Origin of the sequence: Pseudorhodoferax sp. Leaf265 (assembly GCF_001422365.1) — a bacterium.
In the GTDB taxonomy this organism is placed as follows: Bacteria; Pseudomonadota; Gammaproteobacteria; order Burkholderiales; family Burkholderiaceae_C; genus Pseudorhodoferax.
The window spans coordinates 234,407-247,231 of sequence record NZ_LMMT01000001.1 but is presented as its reverse complement, the minus strand read 5'-3'; the positions used below and the strand labels follow the sequence as shown (position 1 = coordinate 247,231).

The 12,825-nt window shown below is 69.0% G+C and carries 14 protein-coding genes and 1 pseudogene; 2 read left to right on the top strand and 13 right to left on the bottom strand.

Annotated features, from left to right (window positions below; genetic code table 11):
• From holA to rocD, 3 genes and pseudogenes are all read right to left on the bottom strand, one after another.
• Nucleotides 1-1,062 carry a DNA polymerase III subunit delta gene (holA, locus tag ASF45_RS01150; RefSeq protein ID WP_056655612.1) on the bottom strand — a complete coding sequence of 354 codons (1,062 nt, stop codon included), beginning with the start codon at nucleotides 1,060-1,062 and terminating at the stop codon, nucleotides 1-3.
• A 96-nt stretch (nucleotides 1,063-1,158) separates the two neighbouring features.
• Nucleotides 1,159-1,929, bottom strand: a complete 771-nt coding sequence (locus ASF45_RS37020; RefSeq protein ID WP_235580795.1) for an arginine deiminase-related protein — start codon at nucleotides 1,927-1,929, stop codon at nucleotides 1,159-1,161.
• Between the two features lie 105 nt (nucleotides 1,930-2,034).
• Nucleotides 2,035-3,279: pseudogene (gene rocD / locus ASF45_RS37015) on the bottom strand (ornithine--oxo-acid transaminase); the annotation flags it as partial.
• A gap of 225 nt (nucleotides 3,280-3,504) precedes the next feature.
• On the opposite strand from rocD, the gene ASF45_RS35780 reads away from it, so the two are divergent.
• Nucleotides 3,505-3,897, top strand: coding sequence for a YXWGXW repeat-containing protein (locus ASF45_RS35780; protein ID WP_162243945.1), 393 nt, complete (start codon nucleotides 3,505-3,507; stop codon nucleotides 3,895-3,897).
• A gap of 3 nt (nucleotides 3,898-3,900) precedes the next feature.
• Here the strand turns inward: ASF45_RS35780 and ASF45_RS01135 are convergent, their stop codons facing one another.
• From ASF45_RS01135 to ASF45_RS01105, 7 genes are all read right to left on the bottom strand, one after another.
• On the bottom strand, nucleotides 3,901-4,365 hold the full coding sequence (locus ASF45_RS01135; RefSeq protein WP_056655607.1) for an Lrp/AsnC family transcriptional regulator: 465 nt from the start codon (nucleotides 4,363-4,365) through the stop codon (nucleotides 3,901-3,903).
• A 15-nt stretch (nucleotides 4,366-4,380) separates the two neighbouring features.
• Complete coding sequence (gene lptE, locus ASF45_RS01130; protein ID WP_056655604.1) at nucleotides 4,381-4,893, bottom strand: LPS assembly lipoprotein LptE; 513 nt, start codon at nucleotides 4,891-4,893, stop codon at nucleotides 4,381-4,383.
• On the bottom strand, nucleotides 4,893-7,601 hold the full coding sequence (gene leuS, locus ASF45_RS01125; RefSeq protein WP_056655601.1) for a leucine--tRNA ligase: 2,709 nt from the start codon (nucleotides 7,599-7,601) through the stop codon (nucleotides 4,893-4,895). Before leuS ends, lptE begins: the two co-directional genes overlap by 1 nt.
• 90 nt (nucleotides 7,602-7,691) lie before the next feature.
• Nucleotides 7,692-8,114, bottom strand: a complete 423-nt coding sequence (locus ASF45_RS01120) for a biopolymer transporter ExbD (RefSeq protein ID WP_056655598.1) — start codon at nucleotides 8,112-8,114, stop codon at nucleotides 7,692-7,694.
• Nucleotides 8,115-8,119: 5 nt separating this feature from the next.
• Entirely contained in the window at nucleotides 8,120-8,761 is a 642-nt protein-coding gene (locus ASF45_RS01115) for a MotA/TolQ/ExbB proton channel family protein (RefSeq protein WP_056655595.1), read from the bottom strand.
• A 13-nt stretch (nucleotides 8,762-8,774) separates the two neighbouring features.
• Nucleotides 8,775-9,608, bottom strand: a complete 834-nt coding sequence (gene dapB, locus ASF45_RS01110) for a 4-hydroxy-tetrahydrodipicolinate reductase (protein WP_056655591.1) — start codon at nucleotides 9,606-9,608, stop codon at nucleotides 8,775-8,777.
• Nucleotides 9,609-9,654: 46 nt separating this feature from the next.
• On the bottom strand, nucleotides 9,655-10,203 hold the full coding sequence (locus ASF45_RS01105) for an outer membrane protein assembly factor BamE (RefSeq protein ID WP_056655587.1): 549 nt from the start codon (nucleotides 10,201-10,203) through the stop codon (nucleotides 9,655-9,657).
• Between the two features lie 108 nt (nucleotides 10,204-10,311).
• Here ASF45_RS01105 and fur point away from each other — a divergent pair, with 108 nt between their 5' ends.
• Nucleotides 10,312-10,740 (top strand): ferric iron uptake transcriptional regulator, encoded by a 429-nt coding sequence (gene fur, locus ASF45_RS01100; RefSeq protein ID WP_056655584.1) that lies wholly within the window; start codon nucleotides 10,312-10,314, stop codon nucleotides 10,738-10,740.
• Between the two features lie 10 nt (nucleotides 10,741-10,750).
• Here the strand turns inward: fur and hprK are convergent, their stop codons facing one another.
• The 3 genes from hprK to hpf form a co-directional block, all read right to left on the bottom strand.
• Nucleotides 10,751-11,698, bottom strand: coding sequence for an HPr(Ser) kinase/phosphatase (gene hprK, locus ASF45_RS01095; RefSeq protein ID WP_056655581.1), 948 nt, complete (start codon nucleotides 11,696-11,698; stop codon nucleotides 10,751-10,753).
• Between the two features lie 28 nt (nucleotides 11,699-11,726).
• Nucleotides 11,727-12,194: a PTS sugar transporter subunit IIA gene (locus ASF45_RS01090; RefSeq protein ID WP_056655577.1), complete on the bottom strand. Its 468-nt coding sequence runs from the start codon at nucleotides 12,192-12,194 to the stop codon at nucleotides 11,727-11,729.
• Nucleotides 12,195-12,312: 118 nt separating this feature from the next.
• Nucleotides 12,313-12,642 (bottom strand): ribosome hibernation-promoting factor, HPF/YfiA family, encoded by a 330-nt coding sequence (gene hpf, locus ASF45_RS01085; protein ID WP_056655574.1) that lies wholly within the window; start codon nucleotides 12,640-12,642, stop codon nucleotides 12,313-12,315.
• Nucleotides 12,643-12,825: the final 183 nt, after the last annotated feature.

Genomic DNA, 12,825 nt, shown 5'->3' with positions numbered 1-12,825 from the left:
TCAGCGGGCCGGCGCCTGCGCGCACACCCGTGCCAGCGCCAGCGCCAGGCGCTGCAGCGCCTGCCAGCCGTCGGTCGGCCAGTCCGGCACCTTGAGGCCCTTGACGATGCCGTCCACCGCATGGGCGCCGTGCAGCAGCCGGGCCAGTGCGGCGGGCGACAGGCGTGGCAGCACGCGCTCGAACAGGCGCTCCTTGATGCCCCAGACGCGTTGCTCGCGCAAGGCCATCGGCAAGGGACGGCCGGCGGCCATGGCGTCCTTCACGCGCTTGAGCGCGCGGATGTCTTCGGCCAGTGTGTAGTGCACGAGCACGGCGGCCTCGCCCTCGGCCTGCAGGCCATCGAGCATGCGCTGCACGCGCAGCACCTGGCCGCCCAGCACGGCCTCGGACAGCTTGAACACGTCGTAGCGGGCCACGTTGAGCACCGCGCTCTCGACCTGCTCGAAGCTGAGCTCGCCCGGTGGGTGCAGCAGCGCAAGCTTGCTGATCTCCTGGTGCGCGGCCAGCAGGTTGCCTTCCACGCGGTCGGCGAAGAACTGCAGCGTGCGCTGGCCTTCCTCGCCGCCCGTCACCTGCTGGCCCTGGGCCTTGAGGCGCTGGGCGATCCAGGCCGGCAGCGTGGCGCGCTCGATCGGGTCGATCTGCACCGTCACGCCGTGGGCGTCCAGCGCGGCGAACCAGGCGCCGGTCTTGGTGGTGCGGTCCAGCCGCGGCAGGCTGACCAGCACCAGCGTGCTGTCGTTGCCCTGGGACTGTTCGGCCAGCTGCTGCAATGCCGCGCTGCCGTCCTTGCCGGGCTTGCCCGAGGGGATGCGGATGTCCAGCAGCTGCTTGTCGGCGAACAGGCTCATGGCGCCGCCCGCGGCCAGCACGCCGGCCCAGTCGAAATGCGCGCCCTGGACCGTGAAGACGCTGCGCTCGGTGTGGCCCTGGGCGCGCGCGGCCGCGCGGATGGTGTCGGCCGCCTCCTGCTGCAGCAGCGGCTCGTCGCCGTGCAGGGTGTAGAGCGAGCGCAGCCCGCGCTGCAGTTGTTGCGGGAGTTGGGCCGGGGCCAGTTGCATATTTCAGCGCCGCCCGGCCGCCCGAAGGCGCTGAAGCGCCCCCTCGGGGGGCAGCGATACGCGAAGCGATGAGCGTGGGGGCAGCATGACTGCAGTTTACGTGCCCAGTTCCAGGGTAAGGCAGCGCGCCGAACCGCCCGAACGCCGGAACGCATCCAGCGGCACCACGCGGGCGCGGTAGCCGCATTCTTCCAGCAACTGGCGCAGCGTGGCGCTGCAGTGGCCCATGACGAGGTCGCGGCCGATGCAGACCGCGTTGGCGGCCAGCTGCAGCGCGTCCTCTTCGGGCATGGCGATCAGCTGCGTGCCGGCGATGTCCTGCAGCTGCTGCCAGCCCTGCGGCGAGAAGGCCCGCCGCACGGCCAGCAACTCGCCGCCCGTCAGCAGACTCAGGCAGGTGTCCAGGTGGTAGAAGCGCGGGTCGACCAGTTCCAGGGCCAGCACCGGGCGGCGCGCCACGGCCTGCAGCGTCTCGCTGGCGCGCAGGTCGGACCGCGGGCCGTGCCCCATCCAGCAGATGCCGCGGGTGTTGTCGACCACCACGTCGCCATTGCCCTCGAAACAGACGCCTTCGGGCAGCACATGCAGGCGGTCGACCAGGCCGCGTGCACGCAGTTGCTCGAACAGCGCACGGCCATGGGCCTCCTCGCCCCGGCGCTCCGGGTGGCGAAAGCGCGCCAGCAACACCTGGCGGTCCACCACCACCGCCGCGTTGGCGGTGAACACCATGTCGGGCAGGCCGGCCACGGGCGGCATGGTCTCGACCACGGCGCCCAGGCCCTCGTAGGTGGCGCGCAGCGCTTCCCAGCCGGCGCGCGCCTGCTGGCGCAGCGTGGCATCGTCGGGCCGCCAGCGGTCCGGCTCCATCCAGGGGTTGATGGCGTAGGACACGTCGAAATGCGTGGGCGCGCTCATGAGCAGGCGCGGGTGCAAGGGCGCCGCGTCGGGCGTGGCCTGCGTGGCGGCGGCGCTGCGCGGCGCGCCAGCGCCCGGCAGGGCGGCCAGCACCTCGGCGAAGCGGTCCACGCCCTCGTCGATGAGCGCGCGCGTGATGGTCAATGGCGGCGCGAAGCGGATCACGGTTTCGTGCGTCTCCTTGGACAGCACGCCGGCCTGGGCCATGCGCTCCACCACCTCGCGCGCGCTGGCGTGGGCCGGGTCCAGGTCCACGCCCACCCACAGGCCGCGCCCCCGCACGCTGCGCACCAGCGTGGGCCACTGCGCCTGCACGCCACGCAGGCGCGCCAGCAGGTGCGTGCCCAGTGCGGCCGAGCGCGCGACGAGCTGCTCGTCCTCCATCACCCGCAGCGCCTCGTGCGCCACCGCCGCGGCCAACGCATTGCCGCCGAAGGTGGAGCCGTGGCTGCCGGGCGAGAACACCTGCATCAGCCACCGGTCCGCGAGGAAGGCGCTGACCGGCAGCAGGCCACCGCCCAGCGCCTTGCCCAGGATCAGCGCGTCGGGTCGGATGCCCTCGTGCTCGAACGCGAACCAGCGGCCCGTGCGGCCCAGGCCGGACTGCACCTCGTCCATGATCAACAGGATGCGGTTGGCGTCGCACCAGGCGCGCAGCGCTGCGAAGAAGCCGGGCGGCGGCAGCACGACACCGGCCTCGCCCTGGATGGGCTCGACCAGCACCGCGCAGGTGCTGGCCGTGGTGGCGGCGCGCAGGCTGGCCATGTCGCCGAAGTCGAACCAGCGGAAACCCGGCGTGAACGGGCCGAAGCCGGCGCGGTAGGACGGTTCGCTGGATGCGCTGATGACGGTGGTGGTGCGGCCGTGGAAGTTCTGCCGCGCCACGAGGATCTCGGCCGTGCCGTCCGGCAGGCCGCGCACCTGGTGGCCCCAGCGCCGGGCCGCCTTGATGGCGGTTTCCACGGCCTCGGCGCCGGTGTTCATGGGCAGCGCCTGGTCGAAGCCGGCCAGCGCGCAGAGTTTTTCCAGGAAGGGCCCCAGCGTATCGCCGTGGTAGGCCCGCGAGGTCACGGCCACGCGGCCGAGCTGGCGCTGGGCGGCCGCGACGATGCGCGGGTGCAGGTGGCCGTGGCTGACGGCGGAGTACGCACCCATCATGTCCAGGTAGCGTTTGCCGTCCACGTCCCAAACATGGCAGTCGAGCGCGCGCTCGATGACCACGGGGATGGGCTGGTAGTTCGGCGCGCAGTGCTGGCGCTCGGCCTCGATCAGCATTTCGGAACGGATGGGATGGCGGTCCATGGCGATTCTCCTTTCGTCTTCGGAACTGTAGGAAAACCGGGCTGCTGCCGTGGTGAAAGCGGGGCAGTCGCACTGCCGTGCGCGGCAGCGGTGGCTGGGCACCACTTCCGATTCGGAAGTGAGCGGATCTGCGCTACAGCTGCAACACGCGCGAGCGCCCCCGTCACGCGACGGTGCATGCCGCTGCCGAGGATGGCGCCATCGCCACACACAGGAGCCCATGCCATGCAACCCCTTGTCTCGCAGCGTTGTTCCCGCCGATGGGCCTTGGCCGCGCTCGTCGCGGGCAGTGCCTTGGTGGGCGCCTGCACCACCGTCGTCCAGCAGCCTGCGCACCAGCGCGCGGTGATCCGCGAGGTGCCGGCGCCGCTGGTGGAAGTCATTCCGGCCTTGCCCGGACCTGGCCTGCACTGGGTGCCGGGCCATTGGGCATGGCGCGAGGGCAACTGGCGTTGGATCGCCGGCCATTACGTGGCGTCGGCCGTGCCGCCGATGCCGGCGCCCTATGTGGAGATGCTGCCGCCAGCGCCGTCACCGATGCACGTCTGGGTGCGCGGCCACTGGTACTGGGGCGAGCACGGCTGGGTCTGGGCGCGCGGCACCTGGGTGCTGCGCTGAGCGTCAACCGAGCGGAAAGCCGCTGAACTCCTTGACCGTCTGGAGTTCGGTGTTGGTCACGATCTTCTCGATACCCAGCGCGGCGTCTTCCAGCCAGCCGTTGGTCAGGCGCTGGTACTGAGCGAGGTCGCCGCAGGCGATGCGCACGAGGTAGTCGTAGCGGCCACTGAGCAAATAGCACGCGACCACCTGTGGCGTGGCGAGCATGCGCGCCTCGAAGCGGCGCGAGGCGGCCTGGCGCTGGTCCTTGAGCGCGATCTCCGCGAAGAAGGCAATGGCCGGGCCGATGGCCTGGCGGTTCAGCACGGCGCGGTAGCCGGCGATGAGGCCCTGTTGCTCGAGCTTGCGCACACGGTTCAGCGTGGCGCGGGCCGACAGGTGCACCTCTTCGGACAGCGATTGCACGCTGGCGCGGCCGTCACGCTGCAGCAGCTCCAGCAGGCGCAGGTCGGTGCGGTCGCGTTCCATCGGCCGCCTGCGCCGTCAGATCGCCTTGACCGCGGCCAGGCGCCGCACGATCTGCTGCACGGTGTCCGACTGCATGCTGCGGTAGAGCAGGGCTTCTTCGGCGTCCTTGGCCAGGATCACGGATTCGTTGAAGCTCAGTTCGCGCTGCTGCAGGATCTCGGTGTCGGGGATCAGCTCCGCGCCCTGCACGTTGCGCAGCCGGAAGCGAAAGCGCAGGCGCAGCTGCAGCTCGCGCACTTCGCCCGAGGAGGTGCGGCCCACCACCACGCGCTCGCGCTGGTCCATGGTCGGCTCCAGCCGCACGTCGGCCTTCTGGCCTGCCACAGGGTCGGTGATGACCTCCACGCGGCCGGTGCCGAGCAGGTTGCGGCGCAGCTCCAGGGCCATGGGCGAGCTCGGCGGCATGGCCACGTAGATGGTCTTGAACGCAAACTCCGGCGGCTGGCGCAGCTGGAAGCCGCAGCCGGCCAGGGGCAGCGCGGCTGCGCTGGCGAGCGTGCTGGCGAGGAAGTGGCGGCGGCTGGCCATCACAGCACCAGGTTGACGAGGCGGCCCGGCACCACGATCACCTTCTTGGGTGTCGCGCCTTCGGCGAACTTGGCGACCATTTCGTGCGCCAGCGCGGCGGCCTCGATGGTGGCCTTGTCGGCGCCGGCGGGCACGCGGACCGCGCCGCGCAGCTTGCCGTTGATCTGCAGCATGAGCTCGACCTCGTCCTGCTCCAGCGCCCCCGTGTCGACCTGCGGCCAGGGTGCGTCCAGCAGCTCGCCGAAGCGCTGGTCGTAGCCCAGTTCGGCCCACAGCGCGTGCGTGACGTGCGGTGTGGCCGGGTAGAGGCAGCGCAACAGGATGCCGAAGCCCTCGGCCAGCGCGATGGGCGCGCCCGCGGCGCCGACGGCCTTGAAGTTCTCCAGCGCGTTGAGCAGCTTCATGGCGCCGGACACCACGGTGTTGTACTGCATGCGCTGGTAGTCGTAGTCGATCTGCTTGAGCACGCTGTGCACCTCCAGCCGCAACGCCTTGGCTTCCTTGCCGAAGGCCACGTCCTGCAGGCTGGTGGCACCGTGCGCGGCTGCTAGCGCCGCGGAGAAGTCGCTGGCGGCCAGCTTGACGCCGAAGTTCCAGACGCGGCGCAGGAAGCGGTAGCTGCCTTCCACGGCCGCGTCGTTCCACTCCAGCGTGGCCTCGGGCGGCGCCGTGAACATGGTGTACAGGCGGGCCGTGTCGGCGCCATACTTCTCGATCAGCTCCTGCGGATCGACGCCGTTGTTCTTGGACTTGGACATGGTGCCCACGCCCTCGTAGTCGATCACCGTGCCCGCGGGCAGATCGCCGACCGCATTCTTGAGCTTGGCGCCGACGATCTTGCCGCCCTCGTCGAGCACATGCTCCACGTCGTGCGGCCAGAAGTACTCCTTGCCACCCCTGTCCGTGCGCCGGCTGTAGATGTGGTTGAGCACCATGCCCTGCGTCAGCAGCTTGGTGAAGGGCTCGTCGATCTTCACGAGGCCCAGGTCGCGCATGACCTTGGTCCAGAAGCGCGCGTACAGCAGGTGCAGGATGGCGTGCTCGATGCCGCCGATGTACTGGTCCATGCCGCTGCCGCCGGTGGGCAGGTGTTGGTCGCGCATCCAGTAGGCCGTGCCGTCGCCGACCATGGCCTGGTCCAGCGCCGGATCGCAGTAGCGCATGAAGTACCAGGACGAGTCCACGAAGGTGTCCATGGTGTCGGTCTCGCGGCGCGCGGGTTGGCCGCAGACCGGGCAGGTCACGCCGGCATGGAAGCCGGCATGCTTGTGCAGCGGGTTGCCGGAGCCGTCGGGCACGCAGTCCTGCGGCAATACCACGGGCAGGTCCTTCTCGGGCACCGGCACTGCGCCGTGCTCGGCGCAGTGGATGATGGGGATGGGCGTACCCCAGTAGCGCTGGCGGCTCACGCCCCAGTCCCGCAGGCGCCAGGTGGTCTTCTTCTCGCCCAGGCCCTTCTCGGCCAGTGCGCGGGCCACGGCGTCCACCGCGTCGCGGTATTCCAGGCCGCTGAAGATGTCGGAGTTGATGGTCACGCCGCGCTGCTTGTCGCCGTACCAGTCGTGCCATTGGTGGTAGTCGTAGTGCTCGCCGTCCACGTGCACGACCTGCGTGATCGCAAGGCCGTACTTGAGCGCGAACGCGAAGTCGCGCTCGTCGTGCGCGGGCACGCCCATCACGGCGCCATCGCCATAGCCCATCAGCACGTAGTTGCCGACCCACAGCGGTACATCCTTGCCGCTGATGGGGTGCACGACCGACAGGCCGGTGGCCATGCCTTCCTTCTCGCGCAGCGCCAGTTCGGCCTCGGTCGTGCCGCCCTGCTTGCAGCGCTCGATGAAATCGGCCAGCGCCGGGTTGCTGGCGGCGGCGTGCGCGGCCAGCGGGTGCTCGGGCGCCACGGCGCAGAAGGTCACGCCCATGATCGTGTCGGCGCGCGTGGTGAACACGTACATGCGGCCATCACCGATCAACTGGCCGTCGGCGCCATGGATGCCGTGCGTGAAGGCGAAGCGCACGCCCTCGCTCTTGCCGATCCAGTTCTCCTGCATGAGCTTGACGCGCTCGGGCCAGCCGGGCAGCTTGTTCTGCACGTGGTCGAGCAGCTCTTCGGCGTAGTCGGTGATCTTGAGGTAGTAGCCCGGGATCTCGCGCTTCTCGACCACGGCGCCCGTGCGCCAGCCCTTGCCGTCGATGACCTGCTCGTTGGCCAGCACGGTCTGGTCCACCGGATCCCAGTTGACGACCTGTGTCTTGCGGTAGGCGATGCCCTTCTCGAGCATCTTGAGGAACAGCCACTGGTTCCAGCGGTAGTAGCTCGGATCGCAGGTGGCGACCTCGCGTGACCAGTCGATGGCCAGCCCCATCGCCTGCATCTGCTTCTTCATGTAGGCGATGTTGTCGTAGGTCCACTGCGCCGGTGGCACGCCGTTCTTGAGCGCCGCGTTCTCGGCCGGCAGGCCGAAGGCGTCCCAGCCCATGGGCATCAGCACGTTGTGGCCGTTCATGCGCAGCTGGCGCGTGAGCATGTCGTTGATCGTGTAGTTGCGCACATGGCCCATGTGCAGCTTGCCGCTGGGGTAGGGCAGCATGGAGCAGGCGTAGAACTTGGGCTTGCCGGCGTCCTCGCCCACGCGGTAGGCGTCGCGCGCGCGCCAGTGCGCCTGGGCGGCGGGTTCGACTTCGAGATGGTTGTACTTGTCTTGCATGGAAAGCTGCGTTGGGCGTGTCGCACGACGCGATCACACGAGAACAGGGCAGGAAACGGCGGCGCGGAGCCGGGCGCCAGGATTTTAGGTTCAGCGCGCGGGCTTGCGTTCGGCCACGAAGCCGATGCGCGACAGGCCGGCCGCCTGGGCCATGTCCATGAGTTCGACCACCTTGCCGTACGGCACCTGGGCGTCGGCGCGCAGCTGGACCTCGGTGTCCGGGTCTTGCGTGGCGCGGCGCTCCAGTGTCTGGCGCAACTGCTCGGGTGTGACCGGGCGCTCGTCCAGGTGGATCTGGCCGTCCGGTGTCAGCGCCAGGTTGATGGATTCGGCCGGCAGCCCGGGCTCGGCGGATTCGCTGTGCGGCAGGTCCATGCGCAGGCTGCCGGCCATCAGCGGCGCGGTGATGATGAAGATCACCAGCAGCACCAGCATCACGTCCACCAGCGGCGTGACGTTGATGTCGGCCATGGGCTTGGCGCCTTCCTTGCGTTCCAGGCGGCCGAAGGGCATGGCGGTCAGTCCTGGGGCGCCAGCAGGTCGCGCAGGTCGAAGGCGAAGCCCTCGAGCTCGGCCTCGATGCGCGCGATGCTGCGGCCGAACCAGTTGTAGGCCAGCACGGCCGGAATGGCGACGGCCAAGCCGGCGGCGGTCATGACCAGGGCCTCGCCGACCGGGCCGGCGACCTGCGAAATCGTGATCTGGCCAGTCGAGGAAATGCTGGTCAGTGCGTGGTAGATGCCCCAGACCGTGCCGAGCAGGCCGACGAAGGGTGCGATGGAACCCACCGTGGCCAGCAGCACCTGGCCGAACTGCAGGCGCAGCGTGCCCTTGTGCAAGGCGCCACGCAGCAGCCGCGTGAGCTGTTGGCCGCGCGGGCCGCTACTGGCCAGCGTGCCGGCGGCCGGCGCCTGGGTGGCGGCCAGCAGCGGCCGCAGCAGGCCGCCGCGGTCGAAGGCGGCCACGCGCTCGGCCGCGCCTTCGAGGGCCGGCGCCTGCCAGAACGCGGCCGTGCCGCGCAGCACATCGCGCCCGGCGCGGCGCAGCACCCACAGCTTGTAGAGGATCACGACCCAGCTGGAGACCGACATCGCCAGCAGCAGCCAGGCGACGAGCCTGTGGATGGCGTCGCCCGCGGTCAGCAGATCCAGCGCGTTCACGGCAGCGCGCGGGTCAGTCGTTCAGGCCCAGCACGTCGAACATGCTGTACAGCCCGTTCTGGCGGTCGGCCAGGAAGCGCACCGCGCGCAGGCTGCCGATGGCGTAGTTCATGCGGCTGGTGGCCTTGTGCGTGATCTCGATGCGCTCGCCAGTGCCGGCGAACAGCACGGTGTGGTCACCCACCACGTCGCCCCCGCGCAGCGACTGGAAACCGATGGTGGACGGGTCGCGCTCGCCGGTCACGCCTTCACGGGCGTAGACGGCGCATTCCTGCAGATTGCGGCCCATGGCTTCGGCGATGACCTCGCCCATCTTGAGTGCCGTGCCCGAGGGGGCATCGATCTTGTGGCGGTGGTGGGTCTCGACGATCTCGATGTCGTAGCCCACGGGCATGGCCTTGGCGGCCAGCTGCAGCAGCTTGAAGGTGACGTTGACGCCCACGCTCATGTTGGGGGCCATGACGATGGCGATGTCGCGCGCCGCGTCGGCGATCTCGGCCTTCTGGGCCTCGGTGAAGCCGGTGGTGCCGATCACCAGGGCCGTGCCCTGGGCGCGGCAGGCTCGCAGATGGGCCAGCGTGCCCTCGGGCCGCGTGAAGTCGATCAGCGCCTGGGCTCCTTGCAGGCCCTGGGCCAGGTTGGCCGTGATCGCCACGCCGACCGGTTTGCCAAGGAAGGCCGCAGCGTCCTGGCCCAGGGCCGGACTGGCGGCGACATCGAGCGCGCCGCTCAGGCGGCAGTCACCCGAGGCCAGCACGGCCTCGATCAGGGTGCGGCCCATGCGGCCGGAAGCGCCCGCGATGGCCACGGCGTGCGTGATCGGGACAGAAGTCGAAGTTGGCGTCATGGCAATGGCAGGGCAGGGATGCGGATGCCGCCGCAGGCCGGCGCGGTCAGCGCGCCGGGGCTTCCAGCGGCGGGTAGGACGAGGGCAGCGGTGCGACCGGCTGCGGCGTGGCCTGGGCGGCCGGCTCGCGCGGTGCGAAGGGCTTGAGCTTGTCTTCGCTGGCTTCGAGCACCGGAACGGCCTTGACCTTGCGCTCGGCACCGAGCAGGGCCACGAACTCGGTCTCGCTGGGCATCGGGTCGCCCTCGGTGCGCGCGAGCAGGTCGTCCTTGAAGAACACCGTGAGCTGGCGCGCCTGCGGCTCGGTGCCCTGGCGCTTCATCGTGAACACGTAGTCCCAGCGGTCGGCGTGGAACACGCTTTGCAGCAGTGGCGTGCCCAGCACGTCGCGCACCTGGGCGCGCGACATGCCCGGCTTGAGCGCCTCGACCTGCTCTTTGGAGACGAAGTTGCCCTGCACGATCTCGATCTTGTAGGGCACGATGGCATTGGCCGCGCGGCGGGTGGCGTCGGTCACCGTGCTGCACCCCGCGAGCGCGGCGCAGCAGAGCATCAGCAGGCCGAAGGGCAGGGGCATCGTACGGGAAGCGGGCATGGAGACTCGGCGGCGCTATGATCGCGCGATTGTAGCGGCGGCCCTTTTTGCCCCTGTTGCCCGTCCGGGCGCGGCGGGGGCGCTGCCACCAAGACACCCATAGCGCGCATGGCCAACATCGACGAACTCAAGAGCACCGGTCTGAAGGCCACCCTGCCCCGGCTGAAGATCATGGAGATCTTCCAGAAGGGTGAGTTGCGCCACATGACGGCCGAAGATGTGTTCCGCGTGCTGCTGATGGAGCGCTCGGACATCGGCCTGGCCACGGTCTACCGCGTGCTGACACAGTTCGAACAGGCCGGCATCCTGTCGCGCAGCCATTTCGAATCCGGCAAGGCCGTCTACGAACTCAACGAAGGCCGGCACCACGACCATTTCGTCTGCACCTCCTGCGGCAAGGTCGAGGAGTTCTTCGACGCCGAGATCGAGAAGCGCCAGTCCATCGTGGCCAAGGCCAAGGGCTGGACGGTGCAAGACCATGCCATGTCGCTGTACGGCCTGTGCGCCGAGTGCGGCGGCAAGCAGCCCAAGGCCTGAAGCGCCAGCCTCAGTCGCCCTCCATGGCGCGGCGGTGCCGCTCCACGAATTCCTGGTAGGTGTCGATGCCGCGCAGTTGCAGGATGGTGTTGCGCACGGCGGCTTCCACGAGCACGGCGATGTTGCGTCCGGCCACCACCTGGATGATGACCTTGCGCACGGCCACGCCCAGTACGTCCTGCGTGAGCGGCTCGTAGGGCAGGCGCTCGTGCTCGCGCTCCATGGTCTCGCGGCGGACCAGGTGCACGATGAGCTTGAGCCGCATCTTGCGGCGCACGGCGGTCTCGCCAAAGATGCCGCGGATGTCCAAGAGGCCGATGCCGCGCACTTCCAGCAGGTTTTGCAGCAGTTCGGGGCAGCGCCCTTCGATGGTGGTCTGGTTGATGCGGAACAGATCGACCGCGTCATCCGCCACCAGGCCGTTGCCGCGTGAGATCAATTCCAGCCCGAGCTCGCTCTTGCCCAGGCCCGACTCGCCCGTGATCATCACGCCCAGGCCCAAAATGTCCATGAACACGCCGTGCATGGTGGTGCGGTCGGCGAAGTGCTTGGACAGGTAGGCGCGCAGCACGTCGATGACGAAGGCCGAGGACTCCTCGGTCGCGAACATCGGGATCTGCGCGCGCTCGCACATGGACAGCAGTGCCTGCGGGGCCTGCTGGCCGTCGGCCAGCACCAGCACCGGCGGTTCCAGCGTGACGATGCGGGCGATGCGCCGCGCGCAATCCTCGGGCGTGGCGTTGACCAGGTAGGCGATCTCGCGCTCGCCCAGGATCTGCACGCGGTAGGGGTGGATGTAGTTCAGGTAGCCGACGAGGTCCGCGCCTGAACGCGCAGCGCGCACGGCGACTTCGTCGAAGCGGCGTTCGGATGCGCCCAGCCCCGCGACCCATTCCCAGCGCAGCAGTGCGCGGAACTCCTCGAACAGGACATCGGCGCTGACGACATTGGGCTTCATGGCCGCGCAGCGTCGCCGGGCAGGCGGATCAGGCCAGCTGGGACGATTGCCAGCCGTCGATCAGCGCGTGCAGCGCTGCGGCATCGGCCGTGCTCTTCAAGCTCTCGCGCAGCGGCGCGTCGCTCAGCAGCTCGGCGATTTCCGACAGGATTTCCAGGTGTTTCTGGGTGGCCGCCTCGGGCACCAGCAGGAAGATCAGCAGCTTGACCGGCTGTTCATCCGGTGCGTCGAAACCGATGGGCTGGGCCAGCTGCAGAACCGCCGCCATCGGCGACTTGAGGCCTTTGATGCGGCCGTGCGGAATCGCCACACCGTGGCCCAGACCGGTAGAGCCCAGGCGCTCGCGCGCGAACAGACTGTCGGTCACCAGCGCGCGCGACAGCGCGTGCAGGTTCTCGAACAGCAGGCCGGCTTCTTCGAACGCGCGCTTCTTGCTGGTGGCATCGACGCTGACGAGGACCTGCGCGGCAGGCAGGATGGACGCTAGGCGGTTCATACGAAGGGCGGATTATGCACGCCGTCACATTGCGGTGCAGCAACAAAAAGGCCGCCCATTTCGGCGGCCTCGGTTTCTGTCTGTTGCGGGCGACACGCTGCGCGCACCGCCTGGGGCGTCACATCAGACGCTTGGGAGCCTCGTGGTGGTGTTGCTGGATACGGTCCTTGTGTCGCACCACCTGGCGGTCCAGCTTGTCCACCAGTTCGTCGACGGCCGCATAGAGATCAGCGTGTGCACTCTCCGCAAACATGTCATTGCCCTTCACGTGGATGTTGCATTCGGCGCGTTGCCGATTCTGCTTTTCCTTCTGCTTTTCCACGGTCAACAGGACCTTGACATCGACCACTTGGTCGAAGTGCCGCGTGATGCGATCGAGCTTGTTGATGACATAGCTGCGCAGTGCGGGAGTCACTTCGAGGTGGTGACCGCTGATCGTCAAATTCATGGAGCCTCCTTTGCAGTTCATGGTTGACGGGCGATTCACTATGCGCGCGACAGACCTGAAATGCAAGGCGGGTTGGACAAGGTTACATGGGTTTGGTGGTGCCATAATTTCGGGCTTCCCGTACGGAGCCCACCGCGTGAAAGCCTGGCGTCGGCGCTGCCTCCAGTACCTGGCGCAAAGGCC

What these genes read in the sequence shown, in the direction of transcription:
- holA (WP_056655612.1), bottom strand. Translation starts at nt 1,062, where the DNA reads ATGCAACTGGCCCCGGCCCAACTCCCGCAACAACTGCAGCGCGGGCTG.
- ASF45_RS37020 (WP_235580795.1), bottom strand. Translation starts at nt 1,929, where the DNA reads ATGGAGCCGGACCGCTGGCGGCCCGACGATGCCACGCTGCGCCAGCAG.
- ASF45_RS35780 (WP_162243945.1), top strand. Translation starts at nt 3,505, where the DNA reads ATGCAACCCCTTGTCTCGCAGCGTTGTTCCCGCCGATGGGCCTTGGCC.
- ASF45_RS01135 (WP_056655607.1), bottom strand. Translation starts at nt 4,365, where the DNA reads ATGGAACGCGACCGCACCGACCTGCGCCTGCTGGAGCTGCTGCAGCGT.
- lptE (WP_056655604.1), bottom strand. Translation starts at nt 4,893, where the DNA reads ATGGCCAGCCGCCGCCACTTCCTCGCCAGCACGCTCGCCAGCGCAGCC.
- leuS (WP_056655601.1), bottom strand. Translation starts at nt 7,601, where the DNA reads ATGCAAGACAAGTACAACCATCTCGAAGTCGAACCCGCCGCCCAGGCG.
- ASF45_RS01120 (WP_056655598.1), bottom strand. Translation starts at nt 8,114, where the DNA reads ATGCCCTTCGGCCGCCTGGAACGCAAGGAAGGCGCCAAGCCCATGGCC.
- dapB (WP_056655591.1), bottom strand. Translation starts at nt 9,608, where the DNA reads ATGACGCCAACTTCGACTTCTGTCCCGATCACGCACGCCGTGGCCATC.
- ASF45_RS01105 (WP_056655587.1), bottom strand. Translation starts at nt 10,203, where the DNA reads ATGCCCGCTTCCCGTACGATGCCCCTGCCCTTCGGCCTGCTGATGCTC.
- fur (WP_056655584.1), top strand. Translation starts at nt 10,312, where the DNA reads ATGGCCAACATCGACGAACTCAAGAGCACCGGTCTGAAGGCCACCCTG.
- hprK (WP_056655581.1), bottom strand. Translation starts at nt 11,698, where the DNA reads ATGAAGCCCAATGTCGTCAGCGCCGATGTCCTGTTCGAGGAGTTCCGC.
- ASF45_RS01090 (WP_056655577.1), bottom strand. Translation starts at nt 12,194, where the DNA reads ATGAACCGCCTAGCGTCCATCCTGCCTGCCGCGCAGGTCCTCGTCAGC.
- hpf (WP_056655574.1), bottom strand. Translation starts at nt 12,642, where the DNA reads ATGAATTTGACGATCAGCGGTCACCACCTCGAAGTGACTCCCGCACTG.